Below are 1,545 nucleotides of genomic sequence, written 5' to 3' on the forward strand. Positions count from 1 at the left end.
GTTCGTGGCCGCGCAATGATTTCATGGCCTTGCCGGTATCATATTTGCGTGACTTCGAGGGAGAAGAATGTTCGAGCCGCCGCCACAGGCTTTGGTCGAATCCAGCACGGCGCATCTTTTCGGCGCTTTGGAAACGCGTTACGCTCCCTTCATGGACTTGTTGCGCCACAAGAAGACGGTCGCCAGCCGCGGCTTTCTCGACGATCAGTTCCTGATTGCCATGCCCGGCATGAAGGACGACCGTTTCACGCGCTCGGTCATCTATGTCTGCGCACATTCCGATGAAGGCGCCATGGGGCTGATCATCAACCAGACGCAGCAGATGCTGTTTCCGGATCTGCTCGTGCAACTGGGCATCATGAACGAGCAGGAGGCGATCCGATTGCCGGCGCAGGCCCGCGATTTCGTCGTGCGCAATGGCGGACCCGTGGATCGCAGCCGGGGCTTCGTCCTGCATTCGGGAGACTATCGGGTGGAATCGTCGCTGACCGTTTCCGACGACATCTGCCTGACGGCGACCGTCGACATATTGCGCGCCATATCGTCCGGCCGCGGGCCTCGTCATGCGCTGATGGCGCTCGGCTATTCCGGCTGGGGCGCCGGCCAGCTGGAGACCGAGATCGCCGAAAATGGCTGGCTGACCTGTCCGGCCAATGCCGAGCTTCTGTTCGACACCGATATCGAGCGCAAATACGACCGGATCCTCGCCTCGATCGGTATCGACCTTGCGCATCTCAGCTTGGCGGCCGGACACGCCTAAACCCCATCAGCCTCATCGCGGAGCCCGTTTCGAAACTCGCTCTGGAGAGTCATATGGTGGTGTTTTCGAGAACCGGAGCGCAGCGGACATTCGGGTCCGTGCACCGGAAGCGCAGAAAACGCCGTCAGATGGCCGCCAGAGTAGAGTTTCCAAACGGGCTCTCACGCTTGCGTCAGCGGATACTGCTCTTTTAGCGTCTTCAGCACCTGGTCGCCCGGCATCGGGGCGCCGAACATGAAGCTCTGCACATATTCGCAGCCCATCTGACGCAATTCCAGCGCATCGCTCTCGTCCGAAATGCCTTCGGCGACGACGGACAGACCGAGCTCATGCGCCATGTTGACCATCGACTTCAGCAGCACCGCGCGCTTGGGCGTGTTGTCGTCGACGAAGCTCTTGTCGATCTTGATGGTGTCGAAGGGGAAACGCGTCAGGTAGGCCAGTGAGGAGTAGCCGGTGCCGAAATCGTCCAGCGACAGGCCGATGCCGAGTTGCTTCAGCTTGGTCAGCACATGCGCGGTCTGCTCGGGATTGTCCATGACAAGCGATTCGGTGAGCTCCAGCCGGAAGCAGCGCGGCTTCAGATTGGCCCGCGCGATGACCGAGCGGACGTCGCTGACCAAGTCGCGGCGGATCAGCTGGCGGCTGGACAAATTGACCGAGACCGACAGCGGCGCGTCACCGATCTGTTTTTGCCAGCTGGCGAGATCTTCCGCCGCCTGCTGCATGGCAAACAGGCCGAGCTGCACGATAAGCCCGCAGCTTTCGGCGACCGGGATGAAATC

2 protein-coding genes are annotated in these 1,545 nt (G+C 61.0%); one reads left to right on the forward strand and one right to left on the reverse strand.

Annotated features, from left to right (window positions below; genetic code table 11):
• The first annotated feature begins 151 nt into the window (after positions 1–151).
• Positions 152–760, forward strand: a complete 609-nt coding sequence (locus tag EN750_RS33665) for a YqgE/AlgH family protein (protein ID WP_023808594.1) — start codon at positions 152–154, stop codon at positions 758–760.
• A 161-nt stretch (positions 761–921) separates the two neighbouring features.
• Here EN750_RS33665 and EN750_RS33670 read toward each other — a convergent pair.
• Positions 922–1,545, reverse strand: a 624-nt coding sequence (locus EN750_RS33670; RefSeq protein WP_145968171.1) for an EAL domain-containing protein, incomplete at its 5' end; no start/stop codon positions are given.

Origin of the sequence: Mesorhizobium sp. M7A.F.Ca.ET.027.03.2.1, from assembly GCF_003999175.1 — a bacterium.
Classification (GTDB): domain Bacteria; phylum Pseudomonadota; class Alphaproteobacteria; order Rhizobiales; family Rhizobiaceae; genus Mesorhizobium.

Excerpts from the sequence above, each read along its gene's own strand:
- EN750_RS33665 (WP_023808594.1), top strand. The coding sequence starts at position 152 with ATGGACTTGTTGCGCCACAAGAAGACGGTCGCCAGCCGCGGCTTTCTC.